The organism is Microcoleus sp. PH2017_05_CCC_O_A (assembly GCF_020738785.1).
Taxonomy (GTDB): Bacteria; Cyanobacteriota; Cyanobacteriia; order Cyanobacteriales; family Microcoleaceae; genus Microcoleus.
Window position 1 is genome coordinate 56,289 of sequence record NZ_JAEQCB010000004.1, and the last position, 10,295, is coordinate 66,583.

The following is a 10,295-nucleotide window of genomic DNA, read 5'->3' on the forward strand; positions in this document are numbered from 1 at the left end:
TATATGGTAGTTGCAACAAAATCAACGATTTCTCTTGCAGAGTTTTTGCAGTTGCCCGAAACTAAACCCGCAAGCGAGTACACAGACGGTCAAATCTATCAAAAACCTATGCCGCAAGGAAAACATAGCAAACTTCAAAGTGAGTTATTGTTGACTATTTCTGAGGTTGGGGAACCCCAAAAGTTAGTCTGTGCTCTTCCAGAATTGTGCTGTACTTTTGCGGATTGGTCAATTGTTCCCGATATTGCTGTTTTTGAGTGGTCTCGCATTCCCGTTGATGAAGATGGAGAAATTGCCAACCGCTTTGAAATTCCACCGGATTGGATAATTGAAATTTTGTCACCTGACCAATCTCCAAATCAGGTGATAAAAAAAATAATTTTTTCGATCAATCACGGTACTAAATTGGGTTGGTTTGCCGATCCGAGCGATAAATCAGTAATAGTTTTTCAACCGAATCAATTGCCTGAGGTTAAATCAGATACGGATATTTTATCTGTTCTTAGCGTGTTGGGCGATTGGCAGTTATCCGCAGCCGAGTTGTTTAATTGGTTGAAAATTAATTGATTTAATACGAATTTAAAAAAGTCTTGCTAGAATCATCAATCTTAGACCAATTCTTAACAGTGGCAGATCCCCGCGCAGGACACGGCAGTGCCGTTTCCCTACAGAAAACTGATATCTTTGCCAAAAACTTAATCCATAAAACACTAATCAACATTGGCCCTGTGCCACTTAAAATGGTGGAATGCACAAACCATCAATTTAGGAAAAACTGTTAATAAGATAAGAAAGAAGCCCGCCTTCAGTCAAAGGTGGGCTAAATTCATGCCAGCTTACAGACAGCTAGGCAATCGGGTCTCTTAGCCGATTGACGTAAAAGTTGAGAAAAAGATCCAAATCTTCCGGAAAAACTTATCCTCAACAATTAAGCTCCAGTTTACCCAAGCAGATCGGGAAAATTTCGCACACAGCGATGTTTCCCTGCAAGTGGGGAAATGCTGGAGCTTTATTTTGCCAGCAATCCCCAATCTCCAAGGGTTTAAGCGTCGTGATCGTGAGCGAAGCGGCGGAAGAGGAAGTCTAGGGCGTAGTTCCGCAAGTTGTAATATTCGGGATCTTCCATCATTTGTACCCGATCGCGCGGACGTGGGAAAGGAATCTCCAAAACCTCGCCAATCGTTGCTGATGGGCCGTTAGTCATCATCACGAGTCGATCAGCCAAAAACAGCGCTTCGTCAATATCGTGAGTAATCATCAACACGGTACAGCGGTGATCGTTCCAGATTTTCAGCAACTCTTCCTGCAATTCTTCCTTAGTAATTGCGTCGAGAGCACCAAAGGGTTCGTCTAAAATCAGCACCTTGGGACGAATTGCTAAGGCGCGGGCGATGGAAACCCGTTGTTTCATACCCCCGGAAATTTGCGGAGGTCTTTTCTCAGCAGCTTCTGTCAGTCCCACCATTGCCAAATGATCTTTGACGATCGCATTTTTCTCGGCTTTCGACTTCTCGGGAAATACAGCGTTAACGGCAATGTAAACGTTTTCAAACACTGTCCGCCAAGGCAGCAAAGCATAACCTTGAAACACTACCATGCGATCGGGGCCTGGCTTTTCGATCCGCTGCCCGTTAATCGACACGGTGCCTTCGCTGGGATGGCTAAAACCGGACACCATATTTAACAGTGTTGATTTGCCGCAGCCGGAGTGTCCGATCAGAGTAATAAACTCTCCCTCAGCTACGGTCAAGTTAACGTTTTCTAATGCTCTGTAACCGTTTGGATATACTTTATAAACATTGTCCATCACCAAAAAAGGCTGGCGGCGATCGTTTGGTTGCTGGCTCTGGGTTTTGGTGTTTGTCTGGTTGACAGCAGTATTAATCATGGGTTTGAGAAGCCGTTAGTAGGTGATTAGCGATAGCAAATAATGGAGTTTTGAATGGTGAGCTGCGAGTCGAGACTGTAGATTTTCGAGTTCCCTGTATATTTTCAGTATTGAGTTTAAATTGCAAGACTTTTGCATCAATTATATAATTGTGCCGCTTCGCTCTCAACAATGCAATCAATCGCTGTGATTTCTGATTCCTCTTGTCTGACTTGTGAGTTGATAAGTCTTTGACAGGGGCGATCGAGAACTAAGCAATTTTTTCACCTTTTGATATCTCAAAACTCACAGAGCACCATTAGACATTTGGCCGGTGGAAAGCATTCCACCGGCTGGGGCGGACACTCAACAGATCCTAAGCAGCTCTGCGGCCCGAATCCAGAATCACTTCAGCCATCGTGTAATCGCGTTTAATCGCTAGATTGTTGAGATAGCCGATCGGATCTTCAGCATTAAACACCGAGCCATCAAACAAGCGGAGAGAACCCCGAGTGTAAGTAATATCAGACATTCCCAGCTCGCGCGCTGCTGTACTGAAGGGGCCGACTCGCACCACCCGTTCCAGAATTTCTACCCAGTTGCGGGGGAAGACTGTATCGCCCCAACGCGCCATCTGTACCATGTGCCACAACTGTTCGGTACGGCTTGGGCGGTTCACCCCGTCGCCGGCGAACAAGTGGTGAGCGTATTCCCGCATCGGAGTATCAAGATCGCAAGCAGTAGATTTGGAATCGCCAATTTGGATGTAACTCTTGTCAGTAGCGACGTACTCCCGTCCCGCCACAATTTCGGAAACTTCTTGAGCGTGGGCCGGATCGCTGCAATAGTGACAAGCTTCTAGCAAAGCTTTCACTAGAGCAATGTGAGTGTTGGGGTAAGCATTCGCCCAGTCTTCCCGAACTCCCAGAATTTTTGCCGGGTGTCCAGGCCACAGTTCCAAATCCGTAGCCACGGTAAAGCCGACTCCTTCCATCGCCGCGCGCAAGTTCCAAGGTTCGCCGACGCAGAAACCGTCAATCGTCCCACCTTGCAAGTCCACAATCATCTGGGCTGGAGGGATGTTTTTCAGTGAAACATCATGATCTGGGTCAATTCCGCCGGAAGCCAGCCAGTAGCGCAGCAGCAGGTTGTGCATCGATGAAGGGTGAACGATGCCCATGCGGTGAGTTTGGGCGGGGGTTCTGTGCAGCATTTCTTTGAAATCTGCCAGAGTGTAGATTCCTTGGTCGTAGAAGCGACGGGCCAGGGTAATTCCGTTGCCGTTGCGGCTCATGGTGAGGGCTGTAACGGTTGCTATGGGCTTCTCTTGGTGGCCTCCTAAGCTCAACCACGCTGCCATCCCAGAGGGCATTTGGGCTGCGTCTAGGTATCCGGCGGCGATGCCGTCTACGATGCCGCGCCAGCTTGTTTCGCGCACGAGGTGGACTTCATCGAGGCCGTGTTTGGCAAATAAGCCTTTTTCTTTGGCGATCGCGAGGGGAGCACAGGCTGCCAGGGGGATAAAGCCGAGTTCGAGGTTGACTTTTTCTAGGCCGTGGCGGGCGATCGCCGGTACTTTCCGCGCGCGCAGTTTTTTCACCCGTTTCTGCTGGTTGAGGAAGTAAATCATTTCACTCCGCAGCGCGTAGTAGCTGGGGTGCGAGACTACTTCCATACGTACCCGGGGGCGGGGGATGTCTACTTCGAGGATGCCGCCAATTTTCGATTCTGGGCCGTTGGTGAGCATGACGATGCGATCGCTCAGCAGCACCGCTTCATCTACGTCGTGCGTTACCATCAGGGCGCTGATTTCATACTCTTGGCAAATTTCCATCAACTTTTCTTGCAAGTTGCCGCGAGTCAAAGCGTCTAGGGCGCCGAAGGGTTCGTCTAAGAGTAACAGTTTGGGACGCAGGGCTAGGGCACGGGCGATCGCCACGCGCTGTTTTTGTCCGCCTGATAGTAGTGCCGGTTGCTTCTCGGCGTGGGGGCCCAAGCCCACCATCTCGATGTGTTTTTGGATGATGTCGAGGCGCTCGGCTTTAGCTAAGCCGCTCATTACTGAGTCTACGGCCAGGGTGATGTTTTCTCTGACTGTCCGCCAAGGTAGCAGCGAATAGTTTTGGAACACCACCATGCGATCGGGGCCCGGCTGAGTGATTCTTTGTCCGTCGATCGTCACCAATCCTTCTGTGGGCAGATCCAAACCTGCCACCATATTTAGCAGAGTGGATTTGCCACAACCCGAGTGTCCGACTAAGGAGATAAATTCTCCTTTTTTAATTTCTAAGTCGATCCCTTTGAGGGCTACGTATGTACCGCCGTCTGTTAAATTAAATGTTTTTCCGACTTGTTCTACCGCAATCAAAACTGACATGGTTTTCTTGCCTTTTTTGTAGGTTTGTCCTTGATTTTTCGATTATTTTTGACTGTTGACCGTTAGCTTTTATATTATGCCGATCGCCCAACTGCAATAATAATATTGGTTCGTAGTGAGGACTTCAGTTCTATTCTTTTAAAAAGCTGAGGACTGAAGTTCTGCTACTCCTTTAACTCGTTATCAGGCACAGCCTGGTAACACATAATCAGGAGGCTCTGCCTCGATTTTCCAGCCGAGGCAGATCCTCTTGGATATGGGTTCCCAGTTATTTTACCGGACTTGATATTAGCTTTTAGCTAACAACTGTCAACTGTCAACTGTCAACTGTCAACTGTCAACTGTCAACTATCAACCGTCAACTGTCAACTGTCAACTGTCAACTATCAACTGTTTTTATTTGCCTTGAGAGGGAGCAATTTTTTGCTGCAACCATGCCATCAGGCGATCGAGCATCAAACCAACAGCCCCAATGTAGAACACCGCCAAGAGAATTTCACTGATGTAGTTTTGCTGGTAAGCATTCCAAATAAAGAAGCCAATACCTGTAATCCCGGACATCACGATTTCCGCTGCAATAATCGCCAGCCAAGCCAAACCGATCGCAATTCTCAATCCGGTGAAGATATAAGGAAGCGCCGACGGAAACAAGATATTGATGTAATATTCCTTCTGAGTAAGTTGCAGCACTTTCGCCACGTTGTTGTAATCGTCAGGAATTTGACGAACACCTTCAGCCGTGTTGATTAAAATCGGCCAAACAGAGGTAATGAAAATCACGAACAAAGCAGCCGGTTCGTTTTGTTGAAGTGCAGCCAGGGCGATCGGTACCCAAGCCAAAGGTGCTACCATCCGCAAAAACTGGAAAATCGGGTCTAAAGCCTTGTTCAGGAAGGGATTCGTACCTACCAAAACCCCCACGCTAATGCCCACAGCGGCCGCGAGAGTGTAGCCTTTTGCTACCCGTTCCAAACTAGCCATAGTCTGCCAAAATAAGCCGACTCCGTAGGTTTTGGAGTTCATGAAAGGATACATCAACAAAATCCGCGTCCGTTCGTCAGTCCAAACGCTAGTTGGGGGTGGCAACTTGATGATTCCTGTACCCGACAGGAATTGCCAAATTAGCAGGAACCCTAAAAGTCCTAAAATTGGCGGCAATATATTTGACGAATTCTTTTTCCAAAACTCGCCAAGAACTCCTTGGACATCGACTCCGCCTCTCCGATTTGTGCTGACAGCCATCTTGCTAATCTCCTGTGTTTCTGCTGTTTTTTTTCGAGACTTAAGTTATGCGAAGCTTTTACCAACTAACAATGGTCTCGCATCCCCACGGAAGCGGATTGTTTTTAGAACGAGGTTTAAATCGCACGCTTCTAAAAACTGTGTTGTCAACTGTCAACTGTCAACTGTCAACTGTCAACTGTTTAACCCATCACGCTTTTTTAATTGCCAGACTCTTGATGTAATCTTCGGGCTTGTCCGGGTTGAATTCTTTGCCGTCGAAGAACTTCTCAACACCACGAGTCGATTTTGCCGGAATGTCAGCTTCAGCAACTCCGGCTAATTTAGCCGCAGCTTTCCACAAATCTCCTCGGTTGACTTTATCGATGATTGTCTTAGAATCTGCCAAGGTTTTTGTTGGCAAGAAACCCCAGCGCACGCTTTCGGTTAAGAACCACAAATCGTGGCTCTTGTAGGGATAGGAAACGTTGCCGACTCCATCATTCCAGTACAGCGTACTCATTTTGAAGTCGTTGATTTCGGGCTTGCCGTCGCCCATGATATACTTGCCTTCATAAGGAGGAAGCAACACTCCAGGAGCTACGTCAAAGAAGTTTTTGCCAGAAACAATCGACACCAATTCCGCACGATTTTCTGGTTTGTCGCACCACTGCTGCGCTTCAATTATTCCTGCTAACAGCGCTTCGGTAGCTTTGGGGTGTTTGTCTACCCAGTCGCCGCGAATTGCGAGGTATTCTTCTGGATGTCCTTTCCAGATTTCCGCAGTTAAAGCGGACAAGAAGCCAATTTTTTCTTTGACAATCCGTAGGGGCCAGGGGTCACCTGTACTGAAACCGTCCATGCTGCCGGTTTTCATGTTGGCCACGGTTTGGGCCGCCGGTACTGTTAGCAACTCGACATCTACGTCGGGATTGATGCCGTTAGCGGCTAGCCAGTAGCGAATCCATAAATCTTGGTTGGCTTTGGGAAAAGTGTAGGCTGCTTTGAAGGGCGTACCTGCTTTCTTGAGTCCGAGGATGTAGTCTTGGGCGGATTTTTCTAGTTTGAGTCCGAGGCCTTTACCTTCGTGTTTGGCAGCGATCGCAATTCCATTTCCCTGAGTGTTTAGCTGTAACAGCACGTACATTGGGATGCCGGCTTTATTCTTGGTGATCAGGCCTTTGCTAATCAAGTATGGCATCGGCATTTGCCACTGCCCGCCATCTATACCACCGCCTGCTGAGCCGATTTCTACGTTGTCTCGGGCCGAACCCCAGTTGGCTTGTTTGGCGACTTTGACATCTACCATGCCGTATTTGGCAAAGAAGCCTTTTTCTTGGGCAATAATTAAAGGCGCTGATTCGACGATCGGGATATATCCCAATGTAATCTTCGTGCTTTCGATGCCTTCTACTCTTTTCTCGTTGGCCACAGCAACTGCTGATGTGGCAGCAGGGGCTCCTCCAGCCCCACCAGCACCACCATCAGCAGTTCCACCGGGTTCGGGGGGATTTCCCAAACAGCCTTTGAGCAGTATGGAACTGACGGCAGATGCACCTGCTGTAACTATAAATTTGCGCCGAGAAAAATTTTCTGAAAATTTGGTCATAGCCTAGCCTCGCTCCAATACATAATCTTCTGTAACGACATCACTGAAGTTTATCAAAGCACTTTATTGCTGTTCGCTAAATTAGGCTTAGAGAACTGTTTTAAGCGCAGGTTGGCAGTAAGGATGAAAAAACTTATGGTAACAATAAGTTTTTATGATATCCCTGCTGATTTGACTCTTTTGATTAACTCAATATTGCGATCGGCCAAGTTGTGTTAACTCGCCAAAAGCGAGTTCTACATTTAATTGGCTTGTTTATTCAGTTTACCGTACTCTTGCTGTGATTATAAAACAAATATTAAATTTAAATGATAAGTATATGTTGTAGGATGTTGCGTTTTATTAAGTAGTCCTTGGTGTGGCCCGATGGTTTCACCGATCGCCCATATTTGACAAAAAACTTGCGCTGTAAGCTTTTGGGCAGTTACCAGCAGCCGGTCTTCTCATTTTTATCAAGGATTTTGCAAATCTCATACTTTTGGTATGTTGACATAATTTTAAAAATGTTATATAAGCGGTTGAGTATCTGCCTCCACGAGCGATCGCCCGTGGAGGCGGTGGGACTATATGAGAAAAAAATGAGAAAAAAATGAGAAAAAAAATTAAGTTTTGAGTAGAAAGCTGAGTAGTAGCCGTAGGGCAGGTCGCACCCACTCGACTTCGTTACTTAATTAAACATAAAATATGGAACGCTAAAAAGCTTGCTGTATATTTCTTCTGACTTGTAAATTCTGACTTCTTGCTTCAGCAGACTTCTATTTAACGATCAAAATTTGAACCGTCTTACCATCGAAAATTCCCTCTAAGTATCGTATGGTGGGCAAGACACGATTAACTTTTAATTATGAAGCTCACAAAAGGTGCAGCAATCAGACTAACAATTCTATTTATTTTGCTCGGAATAGGTGGTGCTTATTCATGGCAAATCATGACAAATCCGGCTTCTTTATAACAAGCTAAAACGCAATCTAAATCTTTAGTAACAATTTATGTAAAAGGCAATTATATTGAAGCCTTTATCTGGTTGTGCTTTGCTATTGGTTTCGCTCTTGATGCCGTAAAAACATCAGAAAAAACCAGAATTTATCGCCTGATTACCACCATATTTTTTTATTGTTTGGTTGCTCAGATATTGTCGAAGCACAAACTGGCGCGTGGTGGAGTCCTTGGTGGTTATTTGTTTGGAAAGTTTCTTGTGTTTATCTATGACGATCTTATTGTGGGTTTATTTGCGCGATCGCGCCATTTCTACTAAACCATAAATTGTCGGTTCGCTAAGAGGGGCGGGTTTACGAGATGCTGAGTTTTAAACATAGATGGTTGGTAAAAACCGCTTCTACGATCGCGCAAATTATCTTGTGATTAATTGTAGCAAGCAAGAAGGAAAATTGGAGGCAGAGCCTGGGAACGAGTAAACAGTTAGCATTCAATGCAAGCTATTAAAAAATTCTCGAACCGCAGCGGGCTGATTATCTGGCTGAACGAAGCTAGCCAGTAAAGTCAAATCGAGTTCGGGGAAAAATTCGCTCTTCTCGCATTTTTGATACGTGCCACTTTGCGATCGATAAAGCGAGAATTGCCCATCTTGCCAAAACCAAACTTCAGACACATTTAAACCTAAATATACCTGTAATTTATCGATGCCACCGCTAGTCACAATAACTTCGATCGCAAAATCTGGAATATCCTTTAATTCCCCGACACAATAGCACTCATCGGGTTCTAATCCCCTGGCTTCTGCTTCGTTGCGATAGGTGGTAGAACCGCAACCATGTAGATCCAAATCTTTAGCAAGGGCATAGGTTTCCAAAAGGCGACCGATGGTTGTTTTTTCGCGTTCGTGTCTGGGAGATAGGGTCATAACTTCAAGCAGTCCTTGGCAATAGGTGAGGCGTAGTCCCGGTACGTCTTCGAGAACAGAATCAATGGTGAGATAGTCCTGCCAACTGATGCCTCGTAGAATCAGGCGTTGTTCGGTTTGAGTATCGAGTTTTTCGACAAGATTTGTGTTCATAGTTGAGCGGCGTTCTATGTTGATCATATTATAGACTAAATTGATTTAAACTGCGTAAATTACAGTCTAAGCTAACTCATAAATTAAATGTTAAAAGTTTACAATTTATGTAAAATATATAAGACTTATGCATGGACTGCGATCGTAAATCGTCTTCAATTACTTTATTATGGTAAGTTTTTTGCTGTAATTTCTAATCTTGTTTCTTCACTTAAAATTAAACCGCTTTGGTTGGGAGGATTGCGTTCCATATAAGCATTTACTAAATCCTCAATGAAAATATCGTAAATTTCTGGAGGTATCCGAGAAGTCAAAGAAAGCCAATCTTTTTCAATTCGTTGCTTTACTTCTCTTTTGCTTCGAGCGGAAATCGAATAGGATACAACTTCTACGCTATTTGTACAGAATCCCACCTTTGTTAATATTTCTCTATATTCGCTAGACAAATAATACCCATAACGAAATTTTTTTAATTCTTGCCACTTACTATGCAGCAGTAATTCTTGCGCTATAAACTGAATAGAAGTGGGAGAGCCTTCACCTAAAAGCGATAGTAAAATTTTACCTGAAGGCTTGAGCGCTTTTTTAAACCTTGTTAGTACGGGAATATGATCGTGGATATAATGAAGAGCCTCGAAAGAAACGATAATATCGAACGACATTTCAAATTCAAGGTTTCTCGCATCGCCTAACTGAAAGTCTAGATTCGGGTAATTTTCCCGATCGAACTTACTCTTAGCAAACTCTATAATTTCTGGAAAACAATCAATACCCACAACATAGCCTTGGGGCAAATATTGGGAAATTTCTGCTGTTATTCTACCGTCTCCACATCCCACATCTAGAATTTTTTCATCTCCTCGCAATTGGAGTTCTGATATTAAATGCTTAATGCGAAAATGAAAGTAAAAAGGGTTATTGTAGTAAGATGCTATAGAAGATGGATACATAGCTAAAAAATATTAATTGCAGATTATTCGCTCGCTTTCAACTACAAAAAGTATATCACACCTGTTGCATTACTGCACAGCTCTTTAACATTTCGTCATAATCGAGCCAGAGGGGCGGGTTTACGAGATGCTTAGTTTTTAACAATTATGGTTGGTAAAACCCGCCCCTTGTATCTTAAAAGAGTCAGGCGATCAAACCGTAGACCGCAGGCTATAGAACCGAAGACACGGTTGTAATCAAACCGCAGACACGGTTG

At 45.0% G+C, this 10,295-nt stretch carries 7 protein-coding genes; 1 reads left to right on the forward strand and 6 read right to left on the reverse strand.

Annotation, left to right across the window (positions count from 1 at the left end):
* Nucleotides 1-3 precede the first annotated feature (3 nt).
* On the forward strand, nucleotides 4-567 hold the full coding sequence (locus JGK20_RS01315; protein ID WP_293228977.1) for a Uma2 family endonuclease: 564 nt from the start codon (nucleotides 4-6) through the stop codon (nucleotides 565-567).
* Between the two features lie 475 nt (nucleotides 568-1,042).
* On the opposite strand, the gene JGK20_RS01320 is transcribed toward JGK20_RS01315, so the two are convergent.
* The 6 genes from JGK20_RS01320 to JGK20_RS01345 all read right to left on the reverse strand — a co-directional run bounded on the left by JGK20_RS01320 (nucleotide 1,043) and on the right by JGK20_RS01345 (nucleotide 10,038).
* Nucleotides 1,043-1,888: a nitrate ABC transporter ATP-binding protein gene (locus JGK20_RS01320; protein ID WP_293176947.1), complete on the reverse strand. Its 846-nt coding sequence runs from the start codon at nucleotides 1,886-1,888 to the stop codon at nucleotides 1,043-1,045.
* A gap of 355 nt (nucleotides 1,889-2,243) precedes the next feature.
* Complete coding sequence (locus tag JGK20_RS01325; RefSeq protein WP_293228980.1) at nucleotides 2,244-4,244, reverse strand: nitrate ABC transporter ATP-binding protein; 2,001 nt, start codon at nucleotides 4,242-4,244, stop codon at nucleotides 2,244-2,246.
* A gap of 396 nt (nucleotides 4,245-4,640) precedes the next feature.
* Nucleotides 4,641-5,486 (reverse strand): nitrate ABC transporter permease, encoded by an 846-nt coding sequence (gene ntrB / locus JGK20_RS01330; protein ID WP_293197196.1) that lies wholly within the window; start codon nucleotides 5,484-5,486, stop codon nucleotides 4,641-4,643.
* A 190-nt stretch (nucleotides 5,487-5,676) separates the two neighbouring features.
* A complete protein-coding gene (locus JGK20_RS01335) occupies nucleotides 5,677-7,074 on the reverse strand; it encodes a CmpA/NrtA family ABC transporter substrate-binding protein (protein WP_293210926.1) in 1,398 nt (465 codons plus the stop codon).
* Between the two features lie 1,426 nt (nucleotides 7,075-8,500).
* Nucleotides 8,501-9,088, reverse strand: a complete 588-nt coding sequence (locus JGK20_RS01340) for a Uma2 family endonuclease (protein ID WP_293228982.1) — start codon at nucleotides 9,086-9,088, stop codon at nucleotides 8,501-8,503.
* A gap of 167 nt (nucleotides 9,089-9,255) precedes the next feature.
* On the reverse strand, nucleotides 9,256-10,038 hold the full coding sequence (locus tag JGK20_RS01345; RefSeq protein WP_293228984.1) for a class I SAM-dependent methyltransferase: 783 nt from the start codon (nucleotides 10,036-10,038) through the stop codon (nucleotides 9,256-9,258).
* Between the last annotated feature and the right edge of the window lie 257 nt (nucleotides 10,039-10,295).